Genomic DNA, 25610 nt, shown 5'->3' on the forward strand with positions numbered 1-25610 from the left:
AAGCCTGACAAAGAAGAAGGGCCGCTCCTCCGGGAGCGGCCCTTTTCATTTGCGTATCTGGTGCGGCTGGGTCGGATCGCTCAGGCGACGGTCAGCCGGACGTCGAGGCTGCCGCGCGTGGCGTGGGAGTAGGGGCAGACGATGTGGGCGCGGTTGACGAGATCCTCGGCGACCGAACGCTCGATACCCGGCAAAGAGATGGTGAGCGCCACGTCGAGACCGAAGCCCTGGCCGTCGTCGCGAGGCCCGATGCCGACATCGGCGGTGACGGTGCTGTCGTCCGCCACCTTGATCTTCAGCTGGCTGGCGACGAACTTCACCGCGCCGAGGAAGCAGGCGGAATAGCCGGCGGCGAAGAGCTGCTCCGGGTTGTTGCCGGCGCCGCCGGGTCCGCCGAGTTCCTTCGGGGTGACGAGATCGACCTTGAGCGCGCCGTCATAGGTGGCGGCGGAACCGGTGCGACCACCGGTGGCGGTTGCCTGGGTCTTGTAGAGAACCTTCATGGTGAACTCCTTGGCGTGAAATGCCGGCTTCTGCTCAGTTTGCGATAAAATATCGCGTGCGATACAAATTCCAATAGATCGTTCTCCAACCATTGTCCATCTAAAAATTATCGCGCAAACTATTATCTAGATAGTACAGAGGGCGGAGGCGATACCGCATCGCGGCCGGAAGCCGCCAGGACCGAGCAGGAGAGGGACATGACAGGGATGGATGACGGCCGCAGTTTGGAGGGGCAGTTCTGCTTCGCCCTCTATTCGGCAACCCATGCCGTGATGCGCAGCTATCGGCCGCTGCTGGAGCCGCTTGGCCTGACCTATCCGCAATATCTGGTCATGCTGGTGCTGTGGGAGGCGGGGGAGGAGACCGTCGGCGGAATCGCCGACAGGATGTTCCTCGATCCGAGCACCCTCACGCCGTTGCTCAAGCGGCTGGAGGCCATGGGGCTGGTGACGCGCCGGCGGAATCCCGATAATGAGCGCCAGCTCATCATCGGTCTGACGGACGCGGGTCGGGCTCTTCAGGAGAAGGCGAGGGCGATTCCCCAGGCGCTGCTCTGCGCGTCGGGGCGCGCCTTGCCGGATCTCCTGGCCCTGCGCGACGAACTCAAGGGGATTCGCTCCGCTTTCGACGCCGTTCGCGGCGCGGATTCGGCCGGAGGTGATTCCACTGCCGCCGCCAACCCGGTATGATCAATCGCCTTATTCGTTAATTGCGTCCGGGGCCTATGGGACGAAATCTAACGTCTACAACGGCTCGCACGGGGCTGTGAGCGCGTGAAATCGCAGTTCGGGGTTGACGAAAGGCGAGTCGGCGCGTAGAAGGCGCCTACTTTCACGGCAGGCGGTTGGAATTACCGCGTTCGGACGCCTTGTCCGGACAGAGAATCCCAAGACGCTGCCGGGACGCATGCACGACCAAATCCGGCGCATGATCGCGCATTCCGGCGGTTGATCCAACCGTCCGCGTGATCCTCTGAACGTACAGCGCCCTCGGCCAGGAACTGGCCGGCGGCGCTTCTTTCGTTCGCAGCCATGTCGGAGCGGGCCGATGGGCCTGGGTCGAGCTGACGGTTCCGATCCGTTGAGAGCCAAGAATGCGGTTGTGGCCGCGGAAATTGGGTTAGCGCAGGGCTTCTTCAGTCCGAGCGCCGCGAGACGAAGGCGAGACACGTGCCGACGATCAACCAGCTGATCCGCAAGCCGCGGGAAGCCCAGAAGGCCCGGAACAAGGTTCCGGCGCTGCAGGCCAGCCCGCAGAAGCGCGGCGTTTGCACCCGCGTCTACACGACGACCCCGAAGAAGCCGAACTCGGCGCTTCGTAAGGTCGCCAAGGTTCGTTTGACCAATGGCTACGAAGTCATCGGTTACATCCCCGGCGAGGGGCACAACCTGCAGGAACACTCCGTGGTGATGATCCGCGGCGGCCGCGTCAAGGATCTTCCGGGCGTGCGCTATCACATCCTGCGCGGCGTGCTCGATACGCAGGGCGTCAAGAATCGTAAGCAGCGCCGTTCGAAGTACGGCGCCAAGCGGCCGAAGTGAGGATTTGAGCGATGTCCCGTCGTCATCGTGCAGAGCGCCGCGAAGTCACGCCGGATCCGAAGTTCGGGTCCGAGGTGCTGAGCCGCTTCATGAACGCCGTCATGTATGACGGCAAGAAGTCGGTTGCTGAGGCTATCGTCTATGGTGCGCTCGACCTGGTCGAGAACCGCGCTAAGGCGGAGCCGCTGGGCGTGTTCACCCAGGCGCTCGACAATGTGAGCCCGGCCATCGAGGTGCGTTCCCGTCGCGTCGGCGGCGCCACCTACCAGGTTCCGGTCGAGGTGCGTCCCGAGCGCCGTCAGGCGCTGGCCATCCGCTGGCTGATCACGGCTGCTCGCGGCCGCAACGAGAAGACCATGGTCGAGCGTCTGTCGGGCGAGCTGCTCGACGCCTCGAACAATCGCGGCACCGCCGTGAAGAAACGTGAAGACACGCACCGCATGGCCGAGGCGAACCGCGCCTTCTCTCACTACCGCTGGTGATGACGAGAGCCGGGACGAGGATCTGATATGTCGCGCACGCACGCTATCGAAGACTACCGCAACTTCGGCATCATGGCTCACATCGATGCCGGCAAGACCACTACGACCGAGCGGATCCTTTATTACACCGGCAAGAGCCACAAGATCGGCGAAGTCCATGATGGCGCCGCCACCATGGACTGGATGACCCAGGAGCAGGAGCGCGGCATCACCATCACGTCGGCCGCGACGACCGCTTTCTGGCATGGCAAGCGCCTGAACATCATCGACACTCCCGGCCACGTTGACTTCACCATTGAAGTCGAGCGTTCGCTGCGCGTGCTCGACGGCGCCGTCTGCGTGCTCGACGGCAACCAGGGCGTCGAGCCCCAGACCGAGACCGTCTGGCGCCAGGCCGACAAGTACAACGTGCCGCGCATCGTGTTCGTCAACAAGATGGACAAGACCGGTGCCGATTTCTATCGCTGCGTCGAGATGATCATCGACCGCGTGGACGGCAAGCCGGTCTGCTGCCAGCTGCCGATCGGCTCGGAGAACAATTTCAAGGGCATCATTGACCTCGTCCGCATGAAGGCGGTCGTGTGGGACAATGAAGAGCTCGGCGCGAAGTATCACGACGAGGAGATCCCGGCCGATCTTGCCGACAAGGCTGCCGAATATCGCGGCAAGCTGGTCGAGGCGGCGGTCGAGCTCGACGACGATGCGCTGAGCAACTACCTCGAGGGCGTCGAGCCCGACGAGGAGACCCTCAAGAAGCTCATCCGCAAGGCCGTCATCGGCCGCGTGTTCAACCCGGTCTTCTGCGGTTCGGCCTTCAAGAACAAGGGCGTGCAGCCGCTGCTCGACGCGGTGTGCGATTTCCTGCCGAGCCCGATCGATCGTGGCGCGATCAAGGGTATCGACTTCAACACGGAAGAAGAGACGGATCGCAAGCCGTCCGATTCCGAGCCGCTGTCGGTTCTCGCGTTCAAGATCATGGACGACCCCTTCGTCGGCACGATCACCTTCTGCCGCGTCTACTCGGGCAAGCTCGAGACCGGCATGGGCCTGCTGAACTCGACCCGCGACAAGCGCGAGCGCGTCGGCCGCATGCTGCTCATGCATGCGAACAACCGCGAAGACATCAAGGAAGCCTATGCGGGCGACATCGTCGCTCTCGCCGGCCTCAAGGAAGTCCGCACCGGTGATACGCTCTGCGATCCGGCCAAGCCCGTGATCCTCGAGAAGATGGAGTTCCCCGAGCCCGTCATCGAGATCGCGATCGAGCCGAAGTCGAAGGCCGACCAGGAGAAGCTGGGCATCGCCCTGTCGAAGCTGGCGGCGGAGGACCCGTCCTTCCGCGTGTCGACCGATCACGAGAGCGGCCAGACCATCCTCAAGGGCATGGGCGAACTGCATCTCGACATCAAGGTCGATATCCTGAAGCGCACCTACAAGGTCGACGCCAACATCGGCGCCCCGCAGGTCGCTTACCGCGAGACGATCACCAAGAAGACCGAGGTCGACTACACCCACAAGAAGCAGACCGGCGGTACCGGTCAGTTCGCCCGGGTGAAGTTCATCGTCGAGCCGAACGAGGTCGGCAAGGGCTTTGCCTTTGAAAGCGCGATCGTCGGCGGCGCGGTGCCCAAGGAGTACATCCCGGGCGTCAACAAGGGTCTGGAGAGCGTGCTCGGTAACGGCGTGCTCGCCGGCTTCCCGGTGGTGGACGTCAAGGTGACCCTCATCGACGGCGCCTATCACGAAGTCGACTCGTCGGCCCTGGCCTTCGAAATCGCCTCGCGTGCGGCCTTCCGCGAAGCCCTGCAGAAGGGCGGTCCGGTGCTGCTCGAGCCGATCATGAAGGTCGAGGTCGTCACCCCGGAAGACTACACCGGTTCGGTCATCGGCGACCTCAACTCCCGCCGCGGCCAGATCCAGGGCCAGGACATGCGTGGTAACGCCAACGTCGTGAACGCGATGGTGCCGCTCGCCAACATGTTCGGCTACGTCAATACGCTCCGGTCCTTCTCGCAGGGCCGTGCGACTTTCACCATGCAGTTCGACCACTACGAGCAGGTGCCGTCGAACGTCGCGCAGGAGGTTCAGGCCAAGTACGCGTGATGCGGAAGGCCTGAGTTTCTGAAGCGAATTCGTATCAACATCGAATAAAGACCGACGGAGAGCCCCGTGGCCAAAGAGAAGTTCAACCGTTCGAAGCCTCACTGCAACATTGGGACGATTGGCCATGTTGACCATGGCAAGACGTCGTTGACGGCGGCGATCACGAAGGTTCTTGCGGAGACGGGCGGCGCGACGTTCGCGGTCGTTCCATTGCTCTGGGGCGTTTTCCGGCAACATCACCTCGGAATGGACGACGCCCGGCTTGTTGGAGAAGTCGTGGTCACGGCCCAGCCGGTCATCGCGCAGCCGGGAGGCCGAGCGGTAGGCGGCGGCAGCGACCGCGCTGCGGCCCACCGCGCGTCCGATGACCTGAACGGAGAAATGGTAGATCGCCATGGCGACCGACCAGATACTGCCTTCAAGCGCACGTCGGAACGACGTATAAGCGCGCCCTCGAAATGAATTTCTCGGGATGATCCGCGCCGTTCCAGACCGTCCCGGTAACACAGAAGCATTCCGGCCAGTGCGAAACTATCATCGCTCCATCGACAGCTTATGGAGGACATGATGCGCAGGCCACGGGACTTTGACGCGGAACTGAAGGCGCTGGAGGGCAAGGCGCAAGACCTGAAGAATCGCAAGCTGCAGCAGCTTGGCGAACTGGTCATCTCGACCGGAGCCGACGCGCTCACCGCCGACGAACTGGCGGGCGCGCTGATCGTGCTGGCGGAGACGAAAGATGCCGGAAAGAGGGAGGCATGGGCGAAACGCGGGGCCGCGTTCTTTCAGGGCCGGACGCGGCGATCTGCGCCATCGGCTGACCGCGATGCTAACGGCGCTCCGTCGCAACCGGGCGGCACGCAATCGGCATCAGGCGGCGCGGGCGCGGCATGACATGCGGACATGGCAGGTCGAGCGGCGAAAGAGAACGCGGCACCTGATCGAACTCGGCGGTCTCGTCGTCAAGGCGGGCATCGTGAACCTGACCGGCGATGATCGCTCCGTCATCTACGGCGCGCTCCTCTGGATGGCCGATAAGCTCAAAAGCGATGAACGCGACAAGGCGTTGGCGCTGTGGGCCGCGAAGGGGAAACAGGCGTTCATGGCTGAGCGAGAGGGAGCAAAACCCATCCTGTCAAGGCAGATCCCACCGGATTGACCAGACCCGATCACGGGTGGCGCGGATACCCTACATATCGTAGCGCTGCCCGCCATCGGTCTGCTTGGAACGCAATGCGGTGCATCCCCCTACACGGCTTCGTCTTTTGCATCATAGTGACTCCCGGCGGCGCCGCCAGTATCATTAAGGAGGTAGGAATCGGACGGACTTTCACTATAAGGCCACATAGCCCACGATGCTGGCATAGCAGCATCCGCCCGCATGGCTCGCTCGCCAGCCTGTTCGGGAAGGCGGACAAACAGGAGGGGGCGGATGTATCAGTCGGGACTCACCATCAAGGACGCATTGGAGTCCGTCAGCAAAAATCTATACGTGCTGCCTGCCATACAGCGCGAGTTTGTGTGGCGGCCCGAACAGATTTGCCGCCTTTTCGACAGTCTGATGCAAGGCTACCCGTTCGGGACATTTTTGTTCTGGAAGGTCGAACCCGAAAAGAGCGCACAGTTCAAGTTTTATGGCTTCGTCCAGCACTATCATGCGCGGGATGCCGCCCACTGCCCAGAGTTGGGCTCGCTGCCTAACCGCGAATTGACGGCGGTGTTGGACGGCCAGCAGCGGCTGACGGCCCTCAATATTGGGCTTCGTGGCTCGATGGCGATCAAGGAGCCTAACAAATGGCGAACGAATCCCCACGCATTCCCGCGCCGGACGCTTCACCTCGATCTATTGGCGGCCGGCGGCGAGGATGAGGAGGGAGAAGCCTTCAGTTTCCGCTTTATAGAATCCGACAAAGCCGCCTTTGATGAGGCAAGCCTATGGTATCCAGTGCCTGACATTCTGGGTGTAGCCGATAATTCTCAGTTGTCCGAGTGGCTGTTTACGAAGTTCCAAGAACGTGGCCTTGGGAAGGACCTTCATGCCGGTGCCAGCCGTGCCCTTCATCGGCTCTTCAACGTCGTGCACACCGCTCCGAATCTTACTTTCTACACGGAGAAGAGTCAGGAGCTTGACCGTGTACTACGGATTTTCATCCGCATGAATTCGGGCGGCACCGTGTTGTCCTACTCTGACCTCCTTCTCAGCATCGCTATTGCCCAATGGTCAAAACTCGATGCCCGGCAGGAAATTCACGGCCTCGTTGACGAGATCAACCGGATCGGCGCGGGCTTCAATCTATCCAAGGATTTCGTTCTGAAGGCCGGGCTGATGCTAGCCGACATCGCCAGCGTTGGCTTCAAAGTCGAGAACTTCAACCGCGGCAATATGGGCGTCCTGGAAGGAGTTTGGGCCGATGTCCGAAGGGCGTTGGTGCTCACGGTCGAGCTCGCCGCGTCCTTCGGTCTGAATGAGCAAACGCTGCGTGCCGACAGTGCTCTGCTCCCAGTCGCCTACTACCTTTACAAGCGTAAGCCCGCGGCGAATTGGCTGACCCATCCGAGCTTCGCCGGTGAGCGTGACACAATCCGTAGCTGGCTGATCCGATCTCTGCTCAAGTCCTCCGGCATCTGGGGCAGTGGGCTCGATACCCTTCTCACAGCCCTGCGCGATGTTATTCGCGAGGACCACGACGCATTCCCGGCCGATCAACTCGAAAAGGTCATGGCTGGGCGAGGAAAATCCCTTTCGTTTGGGCCGGAGGAAATCGACGATCTCCTCGACATGGAATACGGTGATCGGCGGATGTTCCCGCTACTGTCGCTGCTCTACCCCTTCATCGACGTTCGTCAGTTGCACCACGTCGACCACTTCTTCCCCAAAAGCCAGCTTCAGCGGCGGCGCTTGGAGAGGGTGGGGTGCGATCACGACACCATCGATGCTTGTCTCGCCGTTCGTGATAGGCTGGCGAACCTCCAACTGTTGGAGGGCCTGTTGAATGTCTCGAAGAACGACTCGTTGCCTGCCGATTGGCTGAAAGCCACGTTCGCCGATGAGGTGCAAAGGCAGGCGTTCCTGGACCGTCACGACCTTGGCACGCCACCCACATCCGCCACAGAGTTCATGACGTTCTACAACGCCCGGCGTGAGCGCATCCGAGGACGCCTGACGAAGCTGCTTTCGCGTGAAGTGGTGGAACAGGCAACTGGACCTGCCCCTGAATTGCTGGTGCCCAGCCTCTCGTAGGAGCCACCCGGGCTCTTCGTTGGTTGAGGAATTTGCGTTCATCGTAGGGCCACAGCGAAAACGTAGTGCTCATCACTATCGGTCGCGGCCCGCCATTTCGCCTTGCGCGTGTCCGCCGCTTTCTCCTCGAAACCTGCAACCGCTACGCCGCGGAGGCCCCCGCAGATCGCGCGATCGTCAGCTTGTGAAGAGGGCATTTTGCCGTTCCGGCCGGCGTCACGGGCCCGCTTTCGGCAAGAACCGGGCATCCGGCGTTAGCGGCTCAACGGAGTGCCTCCGCGAGGCGTAGCAGCAGTGCCGTGACCATCGAGGGATCAAGAGGTGACGCGGCGTTCCGCAGCCGCGTCTCCGCATCGGCCACGATCCCGGAGGCGGCCTCGAGGGCGCTACGGCCGAGGGCCGTCAGTTCGGTCGTCTGAACGCGCCCGTGTTCGGGATGGGGTGTCCGCGCGATTAAGCCGGAACGCTCGAGCCCGACCAGGATGGCCTGCATGGTCTGCGGAGTCACGAAGGCGCGGCGCGCGAGCGCGGCGTTCGAGGCACCCGGTTCGACTTCCAGGAAGGCGAGCACCGCATATTGGGGCGTCGTCAGCCCCATCTCACGCAGTCCGCCATCCAGCCGGGTGCGAAGCGCCTGTTGAGCCTGCTTCAACGCAAAGCCGATCGTCGCGTACGGATCGTCCATCTGCGCGCCGACCTTGCGTCTTGACATATAAGGGCCCTTATAACTATGTATCAGCCTCCTGATATTAACCGGCTCGCATAGCCTAGGGAAAGCCCATTCATGCCCCATCTGATCGGACCCGATTTCATCGGTATCCAAGCCGAAGATCTCGAAGCGGCACGGAAATTCTACGCGGACGTCGTGGGGCTGAAGGTCGCCGCCAAGAGCCCTCCGGGGGCCGTGGTGTTCGACACCAAGCCGATACCGTTCGCCGTCCGCACCCCCGTGGTCGACCTCGGAGATACGGACAAGCTCGGTGAGGGCATTGCCATCTGGTTCGGCTGTGATGACGCCGACGCCCTGCACGACCATCTGATCGAGCAGGGCGTGCCCATTCTCTTCGCGCCCAAGGATGGACCGTTCGGCCGCTATTTCGCGTTCCGCGATCCGTTCGGCTACGCGATCACGGCCCATACGGTCGCGCCATCCTGAGGGGGAATGAAGCGGCCGGGCCTTTGGTCAACCCTTCTGGTTCAGGCCGAATGCCGGGTGATGAATCAGCTCCCCGCGTGGCTCAGTGCCGTCGAAGGGCAGGGCCTGAACCACCTCGGGAGGACAGCCAGTCACGCCCAGACCGGGGAACGCCCGAAAGCCGAACCGGGCGTAATAGGCGGGGTCGCCCACCAGCGCCGCGCCCCGGCTGGTCGCCCGCAGCCGGCGCAGGGCCTCCGCCATCAGGGCGCTGCCGATGCCCTCGCGATGTCTCGACGGCAAGACGACCAGCGGACCGATCAGGCTCCAGCCATCCCGAGTCTCGATTCGCGCTGGCGAGGCGGCGAGATAGCCGATCACCTCGCCGTCCTCCTCGGCCACGAGCGAGAGGCTGAGCCCGCCCTCCGCGCGGAGCTTCTCGACGATGCCCGCCTCGGTTCCGGTGGATTGCGCCAGCATCCGGAGCGCTTCGGTGACGAGCCGGCTGATTGCGGGGATATCGCCGGCGGTTTCGTTACGGATCAACATGTCATGCTTTCTGAACTCGGGTGGCGCGCACGGTAATCGAGTGCGTGCTGCTGACAAGGTCGGCCTTGTTTCGAGCGCGCCGCATCGCTCTTCTTCTCCCCTGAATTGACCCGCGTCATGGCGCCGGGACTACCAAGCGCGGATAGTAACCGGATGCGCAAGGGAGACGATGATGACGCGCGCCAACAACCGCCTGTTCTGGGGCTTCTGGATCGTGCTCGGCCTGTTCTGGCTGGCACTGAATCCCGGCATCTTCGCCGCCGGGAATTTCTTCGCGCTGCGCGGACAGATGGTGCAGCTCTCCGGTGTTGTGGCGATGGCGGCGATGAGCGTGGCGATGGTGCTGTCGCTGCGGCCGCGCTGGCCGGAGGCGCGGCTAGGCGGCCTCGACAAGATGTACCGGCTGCACAAATGGCTGGGCATCGGCGCGCTGGGACTGGCGGTGTTCCACTGGCTGTGGTCGCAGGGGCCGAAATGGGCGGTCGGCTTCGGCCTGCTTGAGCGCCCGAGCCGCGGCCCGCGGCCGGAGATCACCGATCCGGACCACCAGTTCCTGCTCGACCTGCGGGGCACCGCCGAGGGGCTGGGCGAATGGGCCTTTTACACCGTCGTCGCGCTGCTGCTGATCGCACTGATCAAGCTCATTCCCTACCACGTCTTCCGCTACAGCCACCGGCTCGTCCCGGTCGCCTATCTCGTGCTGGCGTTCCATGCCGTGGTGCTGCTCGACTACGGCATGTGGACGACCCCGCTCGGGCCGGTGATGGCGATCCTGCTGCTGGCGGGCTGCTATGCGGCCCTCGTCTCGCTCGCGGGGCGGATCGGCGCCGGACGGCGCATCGCCGGCGAGATCGCCGCGTTGCGCCATTATCCCGGCGTACGCTCGCTGGAGGCCGTGGTGAAGCTGGGGCCCGGATGGCGCGGCCACGCCGCCGGGCAGTTCGCCTTCGCCACCTCGAACGCCTTCGAGGGCGCGCATCCCTACACCATCGCCTCGGCGTGGAACCCGGCCGCACCGAGCGTCACCTTCATCGCCAAGGAGCTCGGCGATCACACGACCGGGCTGGTGGACCGGCTGAAGGTCGGCCAGAAGATCACCGTCGAGGGCCCCTATGGCTGCTTCACCTTCGAGGACGGGCTGCCGCACCAGATCTGGGTCGGCGCCGGCATCGGAATCACTCCCTTCGTGGCGCGGCTGAAGGAGCTGGCGGCGCTGGAGCCCGGCGCCGTGCGGCCGGAGATCGACCTGTTCCACACCACGCGGGAGGTGGACGAGGCGGCGCTGGAGCGCCTCGCGCGCGATGCCCAGGCGGCGAATGTGCGCCTGCATCTGCTGATTGACGCGCGCCACGGCCGGCTGACCGGCAAGCGCATCCGCGAGACGGTGCCGAACTGGCGGGAGGCGAGCCTGTGGTTCTGCGGTCCCAGCGGCTTCGGCGCTGCGCTGCGGGCCGACTTCGCCGCCCATGACATGCCGGTCGAAGGCCGGTTCCATCAGGAGCTGTTCGAGCTCCGGTAGGTGATGAGGGACGGGGCGGGAGCGGGCCTGCGAGGGCGCTTCCGCCCCGTCTTTATGCGTTCTTTATGCGGCGCTGCGGTATTTCGGATCGAACCCTTATCCAAGCACGCCTAGATCGTCGCCAGCTCAATAGAAGGAGCTGGATCATGCTCGATTTCATCTATCTCGCCATCGCCGTCGGCTTCTTCCTGCTGATGGCGATCTATGCGCGCACCGTGTCGAAGGGGTGAGGCGATGTTCGACCTCGTTCTCGGCAGCGCCGTCGCGCTGGCTCTTGCCGTCTACCTCGTGGCCGCCCTGCTGCGGCCCGAGAAGTTCTGACGCGCATCTCCCCCTTCCGAAGACTTCCGCCGAAAGGCATCCATCATGACCGTTCTCGGTTGGCTCCAGATAGCCATCGTCCTCGCGCTCGTCGTCGTCGCGGCCGTGCCGCTCGGCGCGTATATGGCGCGCGTCTATGCCGGCGAGCGCACGCTGCTCTCGACCGTGTTCGGCCCCGTCGAGCGGGGTCTCTACCGCCTGGCCGGCGTCGATCCGGCGCGCGAACAGGGCGCGCTCGCCTATACGCTCGGCATGCTCGCCTTCAACGCGGCGGGGCTGGTGCTGCTCTATGCCATCCTACGGCTTCAGGGCTTCCTGCCGTTCAACCCGCTCGGCTTTGCCGGGGTGAGCCCCGACCTGGCCTTCAACACTGCGGTGAGCTTCGTCTCCAACACCAACTGGCAGTCCTATGGCGGCGAGACCACCATGAGCCTGTTCAGCCAGATGGCCGGGCTCACGGTGCAGAACTTCCTCTCCGCCGCCACCGGCCTCGCGCTGGCGGTCGCGCTGGTGCGGGCCTTCGCGCGCTCCAATGCCTCGACCGTCGGCAATTTCTTCGTCGATATGACGCGCTCGACGCTCTATGTGCTGCTGCCGCTCGCCGTCATCACGGCGCTGGTGCAGGTGTGGATGGGCGTCCCGCAGACGCTCGACGCCACGGCGGCCGCGACCACGCTGGAAGGCGCGCAGCAGACCATCGCCATGGGGCCGGTCGCGACGCAGATGGCGATCAAGCAGCTCGGCACCAATGGCGGCGGCTTCTTCAACGTCAACGCCGCGCACCCGTTCGAGAACCCGACCGCGCTCTCCAACGCGCTGGAGATCTGGCAGATGCTGGTCGTCTCCACGGCGCTCGTCTTCGCCTTCGGCCGCCTCATCGGCGACCGCCGGCAGGCGCGGGCGCTGATCGCGACGATCGCCGTCATCCTCGTCGCCGGCATCGCGGTCGCCTACTGGGCGGAAGCGGCGGGCACCCCTTCGCTCCTCGCGGCGGGCGTCGATCCCGCCGGCGGCAACATGGAAGGCAAGGAGGTCCGCTTCGGCCTCGCAGCTTCCTCGCTCTTCGCGGCAGTGACCACCGGCCTGTCGGACGGCGGCGTCAACGCCATGCACGGCTCCTTCACGCCGCTGGGCGGGCTCGCGCCGATGTTCCTGATGCAGCTCGGCGAGATTCTGCCGGGCGGCGTCGGCTCCGGCCTCTATGGCCTGCTCGTCATGTCGATCATCGCCGTCTTCGTGGCGGGGCTGATGGTCGGGCGCACGCCGGAATATCTCGGCAAGAAGATCGAGGTGGCCGAGGTGAAGATGGCGATCCTCGCCGTGCTGATCCTGCCGACGGCGATCCTCGGCTTCTCGGCAGTGGCAGCGGTTCTGCCGACCGCGCTTTCCGGCCTCGGCAATGCCGGACCGCACGGCCTGTCGGAGATCCTCTACGCCTATTCCTCGGCGGCGGGGAACAACGGCTCGGCCTTCGGCGGCCTCTCGGCGAACAGCCCCTGGTGGAACACCACGCTCGGCCTCGCCATGCTGCTCGGGCGCTTCGCCTACATCGTGCCGATGATGGCGATTGCCGGCTCGCTCGCCTCCAAGACGCGGCTCACCGCCTCGACCGGCACCTTCCCGACCCACGGGCTGCTGTTCGTCGGCCTGCTGGTCGGCGTCATCCTGATCCTCGGCGGTCTGCAGTTCTTCCCCGCTCTCGCCCTCGGCCCCATCGCCGAGCAGGTGCAGATGCTGGCCGGCAAGACCTTCTGACAGATCGCGTTCGGAGACATTCGATGTCCACCGCTTCCCCCCACGCAAAATCCGCCTCCGCGAAAAGCGGCTCCGCCTTCGCCTCGCCCGAGCTGATCGGGCGGGCGATCCGGGACGCGTTCGTGAAGCTCAATCCGGCCGTGCTGATGCGCAACCCGGTGATCTTCGTCACCGAGATCGTCGCGGCCCTCGTCACCGTGCTGTTCGTGCGGGACTTCCTGGTCGGCAATCCGCTGGCTTTCACCGGCCAGATCATGGCCTGGCTCTGGTTCACCGTGCTGTTCGCCAACTTCGCCGAGGCGATCGCCGAGGGGCGGGGCAGGGCGCAGGCGGATTCGCTCCGCAAGGCCCGCACCGACACGGTGGCCAAGCGGCTGGGTGATCCGGCCGCCCGTACCGCCCATGACCGGATCTCGGCGCTCGACCTCAAGGTCGGCGACCATGTGCTGGTCGAGGCGGGCGACCTGATCCCCGGCGACGGCGAGATCGTCGAGGGCATCGCCTCGGTCAACGAGGCGGCGATCACCGGCGAGTCGGCGCCCGTCATCCGCGAGTCGGGTGGTGACCGCTCGGCGGTGACCGGCGGCACCACAGTCATTTCCGACTGGCTGGTGGTTCGCATCACCGCCGCGCCCGGCTCCTCCTTCCTCGACCGCATGATCGCGCTGGTCGAAGGCGCGGAGCGGCAGAAGACCCCGAACGAGCTGGCGCTCTCGGTGCTGCTCGTCGGCATGACGCTGATCTTCCTGATCGCCGTGGTCTCGCTCGCCGGCCTCGGCCGCTATTCCGCCGCCGACGTGCCGGTGCCGATCCTCGTCGCGCTGCTGGTCACGCTGATCCCGACCACCATCGGCGGCCTGCTCTCGGCCATCGGCATCGCCGGCATGGACCGGCTCATCCGCCACAACGTGCTCGCCATGTCCGGCCGCGCGGTGGAAGCGGCGGGCGACGTCGACACGCTGCTGCTCGACAAGACCGGCACCATCACCTTCGGCAACCGCATGGCGTCGGAGATCATCCCCGTTCCCGGCATCAACGAGCACGAGGCGGCGGTGATCGCCGTGCAGGCGAGCCTCGCCGACGAGACGGCCGAAGGGCGCTCCATCCTGGAGCTGGCGCGCGAGAAGTTCGGCATCGCCGCCGACCGCGTGGCGCTCGACGGGGCGTCCTTCGTGCCCTTCTCGGCCTCGACCCGCCTGTCGGGCGTGGATGTCGACGGCCGGCGCATCCGCAAGGGTGCGGTCGACGCCATCAAGCGCTTCGTGCTCTCGGTCGACCCGCAGGCGGCGACCGGCGTCGCGGCCTTCGACGCGGCGGTGGAGCGCATCGCCCGCTCCGGCGGCACGCCGCTCGGCCTTGCCGAGAACGGCCGGCTGCTGGGCGTCATCCATCTCAAGGACGTGGTGAAGCCCGACATCAAGGACCGCTTCGCCGAGCTTCGCCGCATGGGCATCCGCACGGTGATGGTGACGGGTGACAACCCCATCACCGCCGCCGCCATCGCCTCGGAAGCCGGCGTCGACGATTTCATCGCCGAGGCCACCCCGCAGGACAAGCTCGCCTATATCCGCACCGAGCAGCGCCACGGCCGGCTGGTCGCCATGTGCGGCGACGGCACCAACGACGCCCCCGCGCTCGCCCAGGCCGATGTCGGCGTGGCCATGCAGAGCGGCACGCAGGCGGCGCGCGAGGCGGGCAACATGGTCGATCTCGACAGCGATCCGACCAAGCTCATCGAGATCGTCGGCATCGGCAAGCAATTGCTGATGACGCGCGGGGCGCTGACGACCTTCTCCATCGCCAACGACGTGGCGAAGTACTTCGCCATCATCCCGGCGCTGTTCATCGCCGCCATCCCCGAGCTCGGCCTGCTCAACGTCATGGGGTTGTCGACGCCGCAGAGTGCCATCCTGTCGGCGGTCATCTTCAACGCGCTGATCATCATCGCGCTGATCCCGCTGGCGCTGCGGGGCGTGAAGTACCGCGCGCAGGAGGCCGGCACGGTGCTGGCGCGCAACCTGCTGATCTATGGCGGCGGCGGCATCGTGCTGCCCTTCGTCGGCATCAAGCTCATCGACCTCGCCATCACGGCGATCGGCCTCGCCTGAGGAGACCATCATGCTCGCTCAACTCCGTCCGGCGGTGACGCTGCTCATCGCCTTCACCCTGCTCACCGGCATCGCCTATCCGCTGGCGATGACCGAGGTGGCGCAGGCGCTGTTCCCGGCGCAGGCGCGCGGCTCGCTCGTCGAGAAGGACGGCGTGGTCGTCGGCTCGCGGCTGATCGGCCAGGGCTTCGCCGGGGAGGGCTATTTCCGCTCCCGTCCGTCCGCCGCCGGCAACGGCTACGACGCCGCGGCCTCCTCCGGCACCAATCTCGGCCCGACCAGCGCCAAGCTCGCGGAACGGCTGAAGACCGACGCGGCGGCACTGCGGGGGGCCGGCGTCGAGGGGCAGATCCCCGCCGACGCCGTCACCACCTCGGGCAGCGGCCTCGATCCCGATATTTCGCCGGCGAACGCTCTCGCCCAGGTTGCGCGCATCGCCAGGGCGCGCGGCGTGGAGGAGGCCCTTGTGCGCGATCTCGTCACGGCGCACATAGAGAAGCGCCCGCTCGGCGTGTTCGGCGATCCGCGCGTCAACGTGCTGGCGCTCAATATGGCGCTGGACGCGGCCGCGCCGCAGGCGCCGGGCCGCCCGGCTCCGGGCGAGGCGGCGCCGGCCACTGTGTCGGGCTCCTGACGGAAAGGCTTCATGAGCGCACAGGATCCGCCGCGCGCCGACCCGGAAGCCCTGCTCGCGGCGGCCGAGCGGGAGGCGCGCGGCAAGCTGCGCATCTATCTCGGCGCCGCCCCCGGGGTCGGCAAGACCTACGCGATGCTCTCCGCCGCCCGCGCCGCCAAGGCCGCGGGCGGCGACATCGTTGTCGGCATCGTCGAGACGCATGGCCGGGCCGAGACCGAGGCGCTGGTCGAGGGGATGGAGATCCTCCCGCGCAAGGGCATGGCCTATCGCGGACGGCTGGTGCCGGAGTTCGACCTCGAGGCGGCGCTGGCCCGCCGCCCGGGTCTGCTGCTGGTCGACGAATACGCCCATTCCAACGTCGACGGCAGCCGGCACCCCAAGCGCTGGCAGGACGTGCAGGATCTGCTCGCGGCCGGCATCGACGTGTGGACCACGCTCAACATCCAGCACCTCGAAAGCCTCAACGACGTGGTGCAGCGGATCACCGGGGTCCGGGTGCGCGAGACCGTGCCGGACACGGCGCTGCAGAAGGCGGACGAGATCATCCTCGTCGACCTGCCCTCCGACGAGCTGATCAAGCGTCTGGCGGACGGCAAGGTCTATGTCGAGGACACCGCGACCCGCGCCGCGCAAAGCTTCTTCAAGCCGTCCAACCTCACCGCTCTGCGGGAGCTGGCGCTGCGCCGGGTGGCGGCGCGGGTGGACAGCGATCTCGTCGAGCGCATGCAGGGCTCGGCCATCGAGGGGCCCTGGGCGGCCGGCGAGCGGCTGCTGGTCTGCGTCGGGCCGGACATCGCCGCCGAGCGCGTTGTGCGCGAGGCCAAGCGCCTCGCCGACCTGATGGATGCGAGCTGGTTCGCGGTGACGGTCGAGCGGCCGGGCTACGTCATGTCCGGCAGCGACCGCAAGCGGCTGGAGGCCGGCATGCGGCTCGCCGAGACGCTCGGCGCGGAAACCCGGTCGCTGGTCGCGGCGGACGTCGCCGCTGAGCTGCTGCGCTTCGCCCGCTTCGAGAACGTCACCCAGATCATCATCGGCAAGGCGCGGCGGCGCCGGCTGACCTCATGGCTGCGCGCCTCGCTGGCGGATGTCCTGGTGAAGCGGGCGGACGGCGTGGCGATCCACGTCGTCACCGCCGAGGCGGGGGAGGTGCCGGCGCGCCGCCGGTTCGCCCTGCCGCCGGCGGGGCCGTTCATGGGCTACGTCGCGGCCTCGCTCGGCGTGGGCATCGCCACCGTGGTCGGGCTGTTCCTGTCTCGGTTCGTGCCGCTGCCCAACGTCTCGATGCTCTATCTGCTCGCCGTGCTGCTGCCGGCGCTGCTCTATGGTGTCTGGCCGGCGATCACCGCCTCCGGCCTGTCCTTCCTCGCCTATAATTTCTTCTTCATCGACCCGGTGGATACCTTCACCGTCGCCCGCCCGCACGAATTGCTGGCGCTGCTGGTGTTCCTCATCGTGGCGGTGATCATCTCGGCTCTCGCCGGGCAGGCGCGCGAGCAGACCCGCATCGCCGCCCAGCGCATGCGAGCGACCCGGCGGCTCTACGAGTTCACCCGCAAGCTCTCCTCGCTCGCCGACCGCACCTCTGTCGCCGAGGCCGCGGCGGTGGAGCTGCACGCGGCGCTCGGCCATCCGAGCGTGATCCTGCTGTCGGAACATGGCGAGCTCTCCATCGCCGCCGCCTGGCCACCCGAGGACCGGCTCGACACCGGCTCGATGACGGCGGCGGCCTGGGCCTTCGAGCATGGCGAGGCGGCGGGGGCGGGCACCGGCACGCTGCCGCGCGTGCCCTGGCTGTTCCAGCCGCTCGGTGCCGCCGAGGGCGGGGCGCATATCGGCGTGGTCGGCATCGAGCGCGATCTGGAGACGCCCATGCTGGACGCGGAAAGCGAGCGCATCCTCGGCTCGCTGTGCGAGCAGACCGCGGCGGCGCTGGTGCGCACCATGCTGTCGGCCGAGGTGACGCGGGCGCGCACCGCCGCCGAAACCGAGCGGGTGCGCAACATCCTGCTCGCCTCGATCAGCCACGATTTCCGCACCCCGCTCGCTTCCATTCTCGGCGCGGCGACCAGCCTCATCGACTACGGGCCGGAAATACCGGCGGAGACCCGCCGCGACCTTCTGGTGCAGATGCGCGAGGAGGCGGAGAACCTCGACCAGATGGTGCGCAACCTCCTGTCGATGACGCGGCTGGAGGCGGGGGCGCTGGAGATCCACAAGGATTGGGTCGATGCGGTCGAGCTGATGAACCGCGCGGTCTCGGCGGTGCGCCGGCGCGGCGCGACGCAGCGCTTCGTGGTGACGGCGGCGCCCGACCTGCCGCTGATCCAGGCGGACCAGAGCCTGATGGACCAGGCGCTCGGCAATGTCGTCGCCAATGCCGTACGCTATGCCGGACGGGAGGCACGCATCGGCCTCTCCGCCACCGTCATCGAGGGGCAGCTGGTGATCGCGGTGACCGATGACGGGCCCGGCATCCCGGTCGAGACCCTGCCGCATGTGTTCGAGAAGTTCGTGCGCGCCTCGCGCGGCTCCGGGGATGGCGGCGACGGCTCGGGGCTCGGCCTTGCCATCACCAAGGGAATCGTCGAGGCCCATGGCGGCAGCGTTTCCGCCCGTAGCCCGGCGCCGGGCCAGCGGCGCGGCACGCGCATCGCCCTGCGGCTGCCGCTGCCGCCGGAGGCACCGGCGGAGGAGGAGGCGGCATGAGCGGGATCAGTGTGCTTGTCGTCGACGACGAGCCGGCCATCCATCGCTTCATGGCGCCGGCGCTGGCGGCGAACGGCTATGAGGCCATGCGCGCCGACACGGGCACGCAGGCGCTGTCGCTCGCGGTGAACCGGCGGCCCGACATCATCGTGCTCGACCTCGGCCTGCCGGACATGGACGGCAAGGAGGTGCTCCGGCGCCTGCGCGAATGGTCGGACGTGCCGGTCGTGGTGCTCTCGGCGCGCGACCGCGAGATCGAGAAGATCGAGGCGCTCGACCTCGGGGCGGACGATTTCGTCAACAAGCCCTTCGGCATCGGCGAACTGATGGCGCGGCTGCGGGCGGCTCTGCGCCATCGCATGCAGGAGAAGGGCGAGACGCCGGTGCTGCGGCTCGGCGGGATCGAGATCGACATTCCCCGCCATCGGGTGGTGCGCGACGGCGCGGAGATCAAGCTCACGCCGAAGGAATTCGAGCTGATCGCCTTCCTCGCCCGCCACGCCGGCAAGGTGCTGACCCATCGCCAGATCCTGCGCGACGTGTGGGGGCCGGCGCATGAGCACGACACGCAGTATCTGCGGGTCTATGTCGGCCAGCTCCGCACCAAGCTGGAGGCCGACCCGGCCAATCCCGCGCTGATCGTCACCGAGCCCGGCATCGGCTACCGGGCGGGCGACTAGCCGCGCCGCGTGCCTCGGCCGGGGCCCCGGCGCTTGCTTGCCCTGCTGGACGCTGGGAACATTGCATGAACGGCGATTCGGTGGAGGGGATGATGGCGATCCGGGGCAGGCAGGCGGTCGGGCAGTTCGGCATGACGCTGATCGTGCGGGACGTGGCCGCGGCGGCGGACTTCTATCGCGACGTGCTGGGCGCGCGGGAGCTGCGCCGTAATTACATGCACAATCATGGCGAGGCGCCGGGCGAGGAACCGCTCTCGTCGGAGATGGAGCTGGCCGGCGCCTATCTGACGGTGGTGAAGGAAAATCCCCGCTGGGGCGAGGCGCCGCGCGCCGACTGGCCGCGCTCGCCGCTTTCCGCCGGGGCACCGTCGACGGGGATCAATCTCTATGTCGACCATGTGGACGCCATCTTCGCCCGGGCGGTCGCCGCTGGCGCCTCGCCGCAGATCGCCGATGGAAAGCCGCAGGACGGCTATTGGGGCGACCGGCTGGCGCAGTTCTACGATCCGTCCGGCCATTTCTGGCGGCTGCTGACTCGCATCGAGGAGCTCGACGAGGAAGAGCTGCCGGAACGTTTCCATGCGCAGTGCGAAGCCATGCGCGCGGCACGGCGAGGCGCATCGTCGGCGAACTGACAGACTGCCGGGAGCCGACCACGTGCGCGGCAGGCTCCCGGCAGTCGCTCACGCTTCCATGTCGACGTCGCGGGTCTCGTGGCCGAGCAGCAGCGAAATCAGCGTCAGCACGGCCATGGACGAGAGATAGACACCCACCCAGAACGGGCTGCCGGCGCCGAGGCTCCACAGCGCCACCGCGATGAAGGGCGCCACCGCCGCGCCGAGGATCGACGAGACGTTGTAGGCGATGCCCGAGCCGGTGTAGCGGACATTGGCCGGGAAAAGTTCCGGCAGCAGGGCGCCCATCGGGCCGAAGGTCATGCCCATCAGGCTGAAGCCGAGGATGAGCCAGGCCATCACGCCCGCCGGCCCGGCCGCGAGCATCGGCACCCAGACGAGGCCGAAGGCGACGATGCCGAGCGTCACCCAGATGAGGGTACGCCGCCGGCCCCAGCGATCCGCCCACGGCCCCGAGAGCATGGTGAAGATGCCGAAGAACACGACGCCGATGATCATCATCAGCACGAAGGTCGTGTAATCGTAGCCGAGGCCGGGCAGGCCGGCGTTCACCCCGGCGCGGCCGTAGCTCAGCGAGAAGGTCGTCATCAGGTAGAACAGGACGTAGGTCGCGAGCATGTAGAAGGTGCCGAGGATCAGCTCCTTCCAGTGTGTCTGGAACACCGAGGCGAGCGGCAGCTTGTGGACCTTGCCGGCCTTGACGGTCTTCTCGAAGGCGGCGCTCTCGACGAGGTTGAGACGCACCCACAGACCGATGGCGACCATCACGATCGAGAACAGGAAGGGAATGCGCCAGCCCCAGTTGAGGAAGGCGTCGGAGGGGCGTGAGGGATCCTCCGACGGCATGACCGCGGCGATGATCAGGAACAGGCCGTTGGCGAGGATGAAGCCGATCGGCGCGCCGAGCTGCGGGAAGGTGCCGAACACGGCGCGCTTGCCGGGCGGGGCGTTCTCCGTCGCCACCAGCGCCGCGCCGCTCCACTCGCCGCCGAGCGCGAAGCCCTGGGCGAGCCGCATGACGACCAGCAGCGCGGGGGCGAACCAGCCGACGAGATCGTAGGTCGGCAGCAAACCGATGAGGAAGGTGGCGACGCCCATGGTGAGCAGCGCGCCGACCAGCGTCGCCTTGCGCCCGCGCTTGTCGCCGAGATGGCCGAAGAAGATCGCGCCGAGCGGGCGCGCCACCATGGCGGCGCCGAAGATGGCGAAGGAGGCGAGAAGCGCCGCCGTGTCGTTGCCCGCCGGGAAGAACAGGTGCGGGAACACCAGCACCGCGGCCGTGGCGTAGACGTAGAAGTCGTAGAACTCGATGGTGGTGCCGATCAGGCTCGCCAGGATGACGCGGGAGCGCGGATTGGCAACGGCCCCGGAATGCGGGGCGACAAGGGTGGAAGACATTCAAGGCTCCGAAAACGGCAGGCCGGCCGGGCAACGGGACGCGGGACGGCAAGTTTCGGAAGCCCTTTTAGACCACGAAGCCGGCAAATGCAGCGGGCCGGGCTCATACTTTCGAACGGACGGCGCGCCGCATCGGCCTTTCCCCGCCTCAGCCGGGGGGATCGACCTTCACCCCCTGCGGGCCGACCTCAATCTGCAGCGAGTTCCGGTCGCGCTCATAGGCCCGGTAGGCGAAGAAGGCGGCCACGCCCGCCAGCACCACGACGGCGACGGTCAGCAGGGTCCGGTTCATCTGGCTCTCCCGTTTCCGGTTCATCCCCGTCACGGCAGCGCCGCAACGGTACCCGAACGCCGGAAGCGCCGGGACGGTTCCCGGACGCCTTCCCCTGCGGATGACGCAACGCATCGCCCGGCCTCCGCGGCGGCGGTCCGGCACATGCCGGCGATGCCGTGCAAGACGGAAAGCATTGGTCGCCATCCGCCGCTGCGGCATGCGCCGCGCAAGACATCGGCCGGCGGAACAACACATAACGCGGCGCCGTGCGCGCTGAAAAACAATCGCTTCCGCTACGACGTAATGTTGCATGAACTGGCGGCATCATCGAAGAGATGGATAGGTATCGTTAGGTAAACATACCTTGGTATATTTCATGTTGAATCCATTTCAAGAACTGATATCTGTCATGCATTGGTCAAACGGCGCGTGTCTGGAACTTTCAAAGTCTTACTGAACGTAACTATTTGACGTTTGGTAAGTATAGGCGGCGGGCGGCGGGGCCCGTCCTTGCGCATCCGGACATGCGTCCTTTGCCGCGCCTCATACGCGCGATTGCGATCCCGTAAGCGGCCGAAAAGAGCCGCGCTTGTCCAACAGGTCGAGGAAACGTCAATGGAAGCGAGCTCATCGACCGCACGCGCCTGGGAACCCTGGTTCCAGCTGGCCTGCGGCATTCTCTGCATGGCGATGATCGCCAATCTTCAATATGGCTGGACGCTGTTCGTCGATCCGATCGACCAGGCCCATGGCTGGGGCCGCGCGGCGATCCAGACCGCCTTCACCATCTTCGTGCTGACCGAGACCTGGCTGGTGCCGATCGAGGCCTGGTTCGTGGACCGCTACGGCCCGCGCGTCGTGGTGATGTTCGGCGGCGTGATGATCGGCCTCGCCTGGATCGTCAATTCCTACGCCACCTCGCTGGCCATGCTCTATGCCGGCGCGGTCTTCGCCGGCATCGGGGCGGGCGCCGTCTACGGCACCTGCGTCGGCAACGCGCTGAAGTGGTTCCCCTACCGGCGCGGCCTCGCGGCCGGCGCCACGGCGGCCGGCTTCGGCGCCGGCGCGGCGCTGACCGTGGTGCCGATCGCCAACACCATCGCCGCGCACGGCTATCAGGCGGCGTTCTTCTGGTTCGGCATCGGGCAGGGCGCCATCGTGCTGCTGCTGTCGCTGTTCCTGCGTTCGCCCAAGCACAAGATCGCCGCGCCGAAGAAGGCGCTGAGCCTGCCGCAGAGCAAGGTCGACTACCAGCCCTCGCAGACGGTGACCAAGCCGGTGTTCTGGCTGCTCTACCTCATGTTCGTCATGGTCGCCTCCGGCGGCCTTATGGCGGCGGCGCAGATAGGCCCCATCGCGCACGACCTCGGCGTCGCCGACGTGCCGGTGAACCTTCTCGGCCTGCAGGCCGTGGCGTTGACGCTGGCGATCTCGCTCGACCGCATCTTCGATGGCTTCGGCCGCCCGATCTTCGGCTACGTCTCCGACCGGATCGGCCGCGAGAACACCATGTTCATCGCCTTCGGCACCGCGGCCGCGATGCTGCTGCTGCTCGTCTATCACGGCTCGAACCCGCTGGTGTTCGTGCTGGCGACGGCCTGCTTCTTCGGGGTGTTCGGCGAGATCTACTCGCTGTTCCCGGCGACCTGCGGCGACACGTTCGGCTCGAAATTCGCCGCGACCAATGCCGGCATGCTCTACACGGCGAAGGGTACGGCGGCGCTGCTGGTGCCGCTCGCGAGCATCGTGGCGGCCGCCTATGGCTGGTACGCGGTGTTCGCCATCGCGGTCGGGCTCAATGCGGCGGCGGCCTTCCTCGCCATGTTCGTGCTGAAGCCGCTGCGCGCGCGCTTCATCGCCAGCAGCGCGGTGGAGGCGGAGGGCGTCGGGGCGGCGGTCGGCCAGCAGTCGCCCGCGCACTGAAACCGTCGAAGAGAGAAACGAAAAGCGCCGGGCAGTACCCGGCGCTTTTTTGATTCAGAGCGCCGTCATGGCTGGGCTTTGGCCCGGTCATCCAGGCCTTCCTTGGCTCGTATCAGGAGAAAGGCGTGGATCCCCGGGACAGGCCCGGGGATGACGGTGTGATATTGCTCAGCGCTCGCCGGTCACTCCCGCATAGACCTCCGGTCGCCGGTCGCGCAGATGGGTGTTGAGCGCGCGGCCGGCCTCCAGCCGCTCGGGGGAGAGATCGACGACGATCAATTCCTCGCCTTCGCCCGCCAGCACCAGATTGCCGCCATTGGGATCGCCGACGCAGCTCAGCCCCATATAGTCGAGCGTGCCCTCGCTGCCGCAGCGGTTGGCATAGGCGACATAGAGCTCGTTCTCGAAGGCACGGGCCGGCACCACGAAATGGGAGACGGCGTCGTAGGGCTTCATGTTGGCGGTCGGCACGAGGACGAGATCGGCGCCGCCGAGCGCCAGGGCGCGCACCGCTTCCGGGAACTCGACGTCGTAGCAGATGAGGATTCCCAGCCTGTAACCGTCGATCTCCGCGAGTTCCGCCGTGCCGGGTCCGGGGGCGAACATCTCCCGGTCGAGATCGCCGAACAGGTGCGTCTTGCGGAAGTTCAGCAAGGGCGCGCCGTTGCGGTCGAGCAGTAGCGCGGCGTTGTAGATCGCGCCATCCCCGCCGCGCTCGGGGTAGCCGTAGCAAAGCGCGATGTTGCGGGTGCGGGCGATCTCGGCGGCCCGCCGCGCGCTCGGCCCGTCGGCGGGTTCGGCGAGGGCCTGCGCGGCATCGCGGCCGATATTGTAGCCGGAGAGGAACATCTCCGGCGCCAGCAGCAGGTCCGCGCCCTGTTCCGCGGCGGCGGCCGCCGCCGCGTCCAGCCGGTCGAGATTGGCGGCCGGCCGGTTGGCGGGATCGCCCGCCGTCTGCAGAAGAGCGAGCCGCATCAGTCGCCCCGCCGTGCCTTCAGCGCCGTCACCGACATGCAGAAGATCTCGAACAGCACCTGCGCGGCGGCATGGGCGGTGTTGCTGGTGGCGTCGTATTGAGGAGCGACCTCCACCACGTCGCCGCCGATCACGTCGAGCCCATTGAGGCCGCGCAGCAGCTCCAGCACCTCGCGGGAGGTGAGGCCGCCGATCTCCGGCGTGCCGGTGCCCGGCGCGAAGGCGGGGTCGAGGCTGTCGACGTCGAAGGAGACATAGACCGGGCCGGTGCCGAGCACCTGCCTGGCCTTTTCGATGATCGCCGGCACACCCATGCCGGTGACCTCCTCGGCGTGGATCACCGTCATGCCGCTGTCGTAGGAGAACTCCCACAGGAATTCGGCGCCGCCGCGAATGCCGATCTGGATGGTACGCTCGGGATCGAGCACGCCATCGAGCACCGCGTTGCGGAAGGGACCGCCGTGGTGGAACTTGGCGCCCTCATAGGTGCCGCTGGTGTCGCAATGCGCATCGATGTGCAGCATGCCGGCCGGCCGTTTCTCGCCGACCGCCTTGAGGATCGAGCCGGTGATCGAATGGTCGCCGCCCACCGAGAGCGGAACGACGCCGGCGCCGACGATTTTCTTGTAGAAGGCCTCGATGTCCTCGTGGCAGCTATCGAGGCTGAAGCGGGAGCGGAACGGCACGTCACCGATGTCGGCCGCCTTCACTTCCGCCGCCGGCACCATGTTCAGCACATGCTCATAGGGTCCGATGCGTTCGATGGAGCGCACGGCGCGCGGGCCGAGGCGGGCGCCGGCCCGGTTGGTGACGCCGAGATCCATCGGCACGCCGATCAGCGCCACGTCGAGCCCGGCGAAATCCGGCAATTCCGGCGCGTCGGGCCGGTAGGGCGCGTCGAGCAGCGTGGCGGCATTCGCCCACGGCCAGACGCGCTTCTCGCCGTCCTTGAACTGGAGTTCGGCAACGCGCTTGAAGGTCGGGTCGTAGACGACACCGCCGCCCACGCCCGCATATTTGGCCCGCAGCTTTTCGAGCTTTTCCCGATCGGACATTCTTGCCTCGTGCTTCTGGAAGTCCGGTGAGGCTACCCGGACCCGGCGTCATCGGGGAGGGGGCAC

The 25610-nt window shown here is 66.6% G+C and carries 24 protein-coding genes and 2 pseudogenes; 18 read left to right on the plus strand and 8 right to left on the minus strand.

The window, feature by feature from the left end; genetic code table 11:
* Positions 1–80: 80 nt before the first annotated feature.
* Positions 81–503 carry an organic hydroperoxide resistance protein gene (locus STARVERO_RS05910; RefSeq protein ID WP_144344639.1) on the minus strand — a complete coding sequence of 141 codons (423 nt, stop codon included), beginning with the start codon at positions 501–503 and terminating at the stop codon, positions 81–83.
* Positions 504–710: 207 nt separating this feature from the next.
* Between STARVERO_RS05910 and STARVERO_RS05915 the strand changes: the two genes are divergently transcribed.
* The 5 genes and pseudogenes from STARVERO_RS05915 to STARVERO_RS05935 all read left to right on the plus strand — a co-directional run.
* The gene (locus STARVERO_RS05915; RefSeq protein ID WP_422802172.1) at positions 711–1193 is read left to right on the plus strand and encodes a MarR family winged helix-turn-helix transcriptional regulator; all 483 of its coding nucleotides are present in this window, start codon (positions 711–713) and stop codon (positions 1191–1193) included.
* Between the two features lie 480 nt (positions 1194–1673).
* A complete protein-coding gene (rpsL, locus tag STARVERO_RS05920) occupies positions 1674–2045 on the plus strand; it encodes a 30S ribosomal protein S12 (RefSeq protein WP_018390597.1) in 372 nt (123 codons plus the stop codon).
* A gap of 11 nt (positions 2046–2056) precedes the next feature.
* The gene (gene rpsG / locus STARVERO_RS05925; protein WP_144344641.1) at positions 2057–2527 is read left to right on the plus strand and encodes a 30S ribosomal protein S7; all 471 of its coding nucleotides are present in this window, start codon (positions 2057–2059) and stop codon (positions 2525–2527) included.
* Positions 2528–2554: 27 nt separating this feature from the next.
* Positions 2555–4630 (plus strand): elongation factor G, encoded by a 2076-nt coding sequence (gene fusA / locus STARVERO_RS05930; protein ID WP_144344642.1) that lies wholly within the window; start codon positions 2555–2557, stop codon positions 4628–4630.
* Positions 4631–4696: 66 nt separating this feature from the next.
* Positions 4697–4828: pseudogene (locus STARVERO_RS05935) on the plus strand (GTP-binding protein); the annotation flags it as partial.
* On the opposite strand, the pseudogene STARVERO_RS05940 reads toward STARVERO_RS05935, so the two are convergent.
* Positions 4823–5026: pseudogene (locus STARVERO_RS05940) on the minus strand (MobA/MobL family protein); the annotation flags it as partial. The pseudogenes STARVERO_RS05935 and STARVERO_RS05940 sit on opposite strands and share 6 nt — an antisense overlap.
* 171 nt (positions 5027–5197) lie before the next feature.
* Between STARVERO_RS05940 and STARVERO_RS05945 the strand changes: the two are divergent.
* The 3 genes from STARVERO_RS05945 (at position 5198) to STARVERO_RS05955 (ending at position 7871) form a co-directional block, all read left to right on the plus strand.
* Positions 5198–5524 (plus strand): conjugal transfer protein TraD, encoded by a 327-nt coding sequence (locus tag STARVERO_RS05945; protein ID WP_200837896.1) that lies wholly within the window; start codon positions 5198–5200, stop codon positions 5522–5524.
* A 1-nt stretch (position 5525) separates the two neighbouring features.
* The gene (locus STARVERO_RS05950; RefSeq protein ID WP_159598227.1) at positions 5526–5789 is read left to right on the plus strand and encodes a conjugal transfer protein TraD; all 264 of its coding nucleotides are present in this window, start codon (positions 5526–5528) and stop codon (positions 5787–5789) included.
* A 273-nt stretch (positions 5790–6062) separates the two neighbouring features.
* Entirely contained in the window at positions 6063–7871 is a 1809-nt protein-coding gene (locus STARVERO_RS05955) for a DUF262 domain-containing protein (protein ID WP_159598228.1), read from the plus strand.
* A gap of 262 nt (positions 7872–8133) precedes the next feature.
* On the opposite strand, the gene STARVERO_RS05960 is transcribed toward STARVERO_RS05955, so the two are convergent.
* Positions 8134–8583: a MarR family winged helix-turn-helix transcriptional regulator gene (locus STARVERO_RS05960; RefSeq protein WP_244616614.1), complete on the minus strand. Its 450-nt coding sequence runs from the start codon at positions 8581–8583 to the stop codon at positions 8134–8136.
* A gap of 72 nt (positions 8584–8655) precedes the next feature.
* Between STARVERO_RS05960 and STARVERO_RS05965 the strand changes: the two genes are divergently transcribed.
* Complete coding sequence (locus STARVERO_RS05965) at positions 8656–9027, plus strand: VOC family protein (protein WP_159598229.1); 372 nt, start codon at positions 8656–8658, stop codon at positions 9025–9027.
* A 27-nt stretch (positions 9028–9054) separates the two neighbouring features.
* Here STARVERO_RS05965 and STARVERO_RS05970 read toward each other — a convergent pair whose 3' ends face one another.
* Positions 9055–9555: a GNAT family N-acetyltransferase gene (locus STARVERO_RS05970; protein WP_159598230.1), complete on the minus strand. Its 501-nt coding sequence runs from the start codon at positions 9553–9555 to the stop codon at positions 9055–9057.
* 172 nt (positions 9556–9727) lie between these two features.
* Between STARVERO_RS05970 and STARVERO_RS05975 the strand changes: the two genes are divergently transcribed.
* From STARVERO_RS05975 to STARVERO_RS06010, 8 genes are all read left to right on the plus strand, one after another.
* Entirely contained in the window at positions 9728–11074 is a 1347-nt protein-coding gene (locus STARVERO_RS05975; protein ID WP_244616616.1) for a ferredoxin reductase family protein, read from the plus strand.
* 204 nt (positions 11075–11278) lie between these two features.
* Positions 11279–11395 carry a K(+)-transporting ATPase subunit F gene (gene kdpF / locus STARVERO_RS05980; RefSeq protein ID WP_200837705.1) on the plus strand — a complete coding sequence of 39 codons (117 nt, stop codon included), beginning with the start codon at positions 11279–11281 and terminating at the stop codon, positions 11393–11395.
* A 45-nt stretch (positions 11396–11440) separates the two neighbouring features.
* Positions 11441–13150: a potassium-transporting ATPase subunit KdpA gene (gene kdpA / locus STARVERO_RS05985; RefSeq protein ID WP_159598231.1), complete on the plus strand. Its 1710-nt coding sequence runs from the start codon at positions 11441–11443 to the stop codon at positions 13148–13150.
* A 23-nt stretch (positions 13151–13173) separates the two neighbouring features.
* Positions 13174–15258: a potassium-transporting ATPase subunit KdpB gene (gene kdpB, locus STARVERO_RS05990; RefSeq protein WP_159598232.1), complete on the plus strand. Its 2085-nt coding sequence runs from the start codon at positions 13174–13176 to the stop codon at positions 15256–15258.
* Between the two features lie 10 nt (positions 15259–15268).
* Positions 15269–15892: a potassium-transporting ATPase subunit KdpC gene (gene kdpC, locus STARVERO_RS05995; RefSeq protein ID WP_159598233.1), complete on the plus strand. Its 624-nt coding sequence runs from the start codon at positions 15269–15271 to the stop codon at positions 15890–15892.
* 12 nt (positions 15893–15904) lie between these two features.
* The gene (locus tag STARVERO_RS06000) at positions 15905–18604 is read left to right on the plus strand and encodes a sensor histidine kinase (RefSeq protein WP_159598234.1); all 2700 of its coding nucleotides are present in this window, start codon (positions 15905–15907) and stop codon (positions 18602–18604) included.
* Positions 18601–19284, plus strand: a complete 684-nt coding sequence (locus tag STARVERO_RS06005) for a response regulator (RefSeq protein ID WP_159598235.1) — start codon at positions 18601–18603, stop codon at positions 19282–19284. Before STARVERO_RS06000 ends, STARVERO_RS06005 begins: the two co-directional genes overlap by 4 nt.
* Positions 19285–19349: 65 nt before the next feature.
* Positions 19350–19919 carry a VOC family protein gene (locus STARVERO_RS06010; protein ID WP_159598236.1) on the plus strand — a complete coding sequence of 190 codons (570 nt, stop codon included), beginning with the start codon at positions 19350–19352 and terminating at the stop codon, positions 19917–19919.
* 48 nt (positions 19920–19967) lie between these two features.
* On the opposite strand, the gene STARVERO_RS06015 is transcribed toward STARVERO_RS06010, so the two are convergent.
* Entirely contained in the window at positions 19968–21317 is a 1350-nt protein-coding gene (locus STARVERO_RS06015; RefSeq protein ID WP_159598237.1) for an MFS transporter, read from the minus strand.
* A gap of 148 nt (positions 21318–21465) precedes the next feature.
* Positions 21466–21609, minus strand: a complete 144-nt coding sequence (locus STARVERO_RS23335; protein ID WP_186291968.1) for a hypothetical protein — start codon at positions 21607–21609, stop codon at positions 21466–21468.
* 597 nt (positions 21610–22206) lie between these two features.
* On the opposite strand from STARVERO_RS23335, the gene oxlT reads away from it, so the two are divergent.
* Complete coding sequence (gene oxlT, locus STARVERO_RS06020; RefSeq protein WP_144343634.1) at positions 22207–23514, plus strand: oxalate/formate MFS antiporter; 1308 nt, start codon at positions 22207–22209, stop codon at positions 23512–23514.
* 168 nt (positions 23515–23682) lie between these two features.
* On the opposite strand, the gene STARVERO_RS06025 is transcribed toward oxlT, so the two are convergent.
* Both STARVERO_RS06025 and speB read right to left on the minus strand, forming a co-directional pair.
* Positions 23683–24489: a carbon-nitrogen hydrolase family protein gene (locus tag STARVERO_RS06025; protein ID WP_159598238.1), complete on the minus strand. Its 807-nt coding sequence runs from the start codon at positions 24487–24489 to the stop codon at positions 23683–23685.
* The gene (gene speB / locus STARVERO_RS06030) at positions 24489–25544 is read right to left on the minus strand and encodes an agmatinase (protein ID WP_159598239.1); all 1056 of its coding nucleotides are present in this window, start codon (positions 25542–25544) and stop codon (positions 24489–24491) included. The genes STARVERO_RS06025 and speB overlap by 1 nt, the downstream gene beginning before the upstream one ends.
* Positions 25545–25610: the final 66 nt, after the last annotated feature.

Origin of the sequence: Starkeya nomas (assembly GCF_902703545.1) — a bacterium.
Classification (GTDB): Bacteria; Pseudomonadota; Alphaproteobacteria; order Rhizobiales; family Xanthobacteraceae; genus Ancylobacter; species Ancylobacter moscoviensis.

Excerpts from the sequence above, each read along its gene's own strand:
- STARVERO_RS05910 (WP_144344639.1), bottom strand. The coding sequence starts at position 503 with ATGAAGGTTCTCTACAAGACCCAGGCAACCGCCACCGGTGGTCGCACC.
- STARVERO_RS05915 (WP_422802172.1), top strand. The coding sequence starts at position 711 with ATGGATGACGGCCGCAGTTTGGAGGGGCAGTTCTGCTTCGCCCTCTAT.
- rpsG (WP_144344641.1), top strand. The coding sequence starts at position 2,057 with ATGTCCCGTCGTCATCGTGCAGAGCGCCGCGAAGTCACGCCGGATCCG.
- fusA (WP_144344642.1), top strand. The coding sequence starts at position 2,555 with ATGTCGCGCACGCACGCTATCGAAGACTACCGCAACTTCGGCATCATG.
- STARVERO_RS05945 (WP_200837896.1), top strand. The coding sequence starts at position 5,198 with ATGCGCAGGCCACGGGACTTTGACGCGGAACTGAAGGCGCTGGAGGGC.
- STARVERO_RS05950 (WP_159598227.1), top strand. The coding sequence starts at position 5,526 with ATGCGGACATGGCAGGTCGAGCGGCGAAAGAGAACGCGGCACCTGATC.
- STARVERO_RS05955 (WP_159598228.1), top strand. The coding sequence starts at position 6,063 with ATGTATCAGTCGGGACTCACCATCAAGGACGCATTGGAGTCCGTCAGC.
- STARVERO_RS05960 (WP_244616614.1), bottom strand. The coding sequence starts at position 8,583 with ATGTCAAGACGCAAGGTCGGCGCGCAGATGGACGATCCGTACGCGACG.
- STARVERO_RS05965 (WP_159598229.1), top strand. The coding sequence starts at position 8,656 with ATGCCCCATCTGATCGGACCCGATTTCATCGGTATCCAAGCCGAAGAT.
- STARVERO_RS05970 (WP_159598230.1), bottom strand. The coding sequence starts at position 9,555 with ATGTTGATCCGTAACGAAACCGCCGGCGATATCCCCGCAATCAGCCGG.
- STARVERO_RS05975 (WP_244616616.1), top strand. The coding sequence starts at position 9,728 with ATGACGCGCGCCAACAACCGCCTGTTCTGGGGCTTCTGGATCGTGCTC.
- kdpF (WP_200837705.1), top strand. The coding sequence starts at position 11,279 with ATGCGCGCACCGTGTCGAAGGGGTGAGGCGATGTTCGACCTCGTTCTC.
- kdpA (WP_159598231.1), top strand. The coding sequence starts at position 11,441 with ATGACCGTTCTCGGTTGGCTCCAGATAGCCATCGTCCTCGCGCTCGTC.
- kdpB (WP_159598232.1), top strand. The coding sequence starts at position 13,174 with ATGTCCACCGCTTCCCCCCACGCAAAATCCGCCTCCGCGAAAAGCGGC.
- kdpC (WP_159598233.1), top strand. The coding sequence starts at position 15,269 with ATGCTCGCTCAACTCCGTCCGGCGGTGACGCTGCTCATCGCCTTCACC.
- STARVERO_RS06000 (WP_159598234.1), top strand. The coding sequence starts at position 15,905 with ATGAGCGCACAGGATCCGCCGCGCGCCGACCCGGAAGCCCTGCTCGCG.
- STARVERO_RS06005 (WP_159598235.1), top strand. The coding sequence starts at position 18,601 with ATGAGCGGGATCAGTGTGCTTGTCGTCGACGACGAGCCGGCCATCCAT.
- STARVERO_RS06010 (WP_159598236.1), top strand. The coding sequence starts at position 19,350 with ATGAACGGCGATTCGGTGGAGGGGATGATGGCGATCCGGGGCAGGCAG.
- STARVERO_RS06015 (WP_159598237.1), bottom strand. The coding sequence starts at position 21,317 with ATGTCTTCCACCCTTGTCGCCCCGCATTCCGGGGCCGTTGCCAATCCG.
- STARVERO_RS23335 (WP_186291968.1), bottom strand. The coding sequence starts at position 21,609 with ATGAACCGGACCCTGCTGACCGTCGCCGTCGTGGTGCTGGCGGGCGTG.
- oxlT (WP_144343634.1), top strand. The coding sequence starts at position 22,207 with ATGGAAGCGAGCTCATCGACCGCACGCGCCTGGGAACCCTGGTTCCAG.
- STARVERO_RS06025 (WP_159598238.1), bottom strand. The coding sequence starts at position 24,489 with ATGCGGCTCGCTCTTCTGCAGACGGCGGGCGATCCCGCCAACCGGCCG.
- speB (WP_159598239.1), bottom strand. The coding sequence starts at position 25,544 with ATGTCCGATCGGGAAAAGCTCGAAAAGCTGCGGGCCAAATATGCGGGC.